Source organism: Psychrobacter sp. Rd 27.2 (assembly GCF_001921755.1).
GTDB classification, from domain to species: domain Bacteria; phylum Pseudomonadota; class Gammaproteobacteria; order Pseudomonadales; family Moraxellaceae; genus Psychrobacter; species Psychrobacter celer.
This window is the reverse complement of record NZ_MRYB01000142.1, coordinates 1-348: the sequence shown is the minus strand read 5'-3', so window position 1 is coordinate 348 and position 348 is coordinate 1. Positions and strand designations below refer to the sequence as shown.

General features: G+C 40.2%; 1 pseudogene. It reads left to right on the top strand.

The features are described from left to right. Positions 1-241 (top strand): annotated as a pseudogene (locus BTV99_RS12950) (hypothetical protein); the annotation flags it as partial. Positions 242-348 lie beyond the last annotated feature (107 nt).

Genomic DNA, 348 nt, shown 5'->3' with positions numbered 1-348 from the left:
TGATGCCTCATCGGCTCGTCCTGAAGGCAGTATGCAAGTCAAAAAAGTCATCTGGTGGGAGCATAACAGCAAGTCAGGTCAGTATTCATCGGCGAAGGTGCATCGCAGTTTAAAAGAGCTAATTGAAAAAAGGATGCAAGAACAAAGAGAAACTGGTCAAATAGCAGATGGTAGTTTTGATGAAGACGCCTTAAAGTCAGCGTTAGAAGGGCTAGAGCCTGAGATTATTGAAGGATTTTAACCATTCTTAGACTTTAAAACTTGAGCAAACCTTATCAAGTAAGGTTTGCTTTAAATCTCTTATTAGTTTAGAGCCAATAATCATGCAAGCTCTCTACCTATCACGCT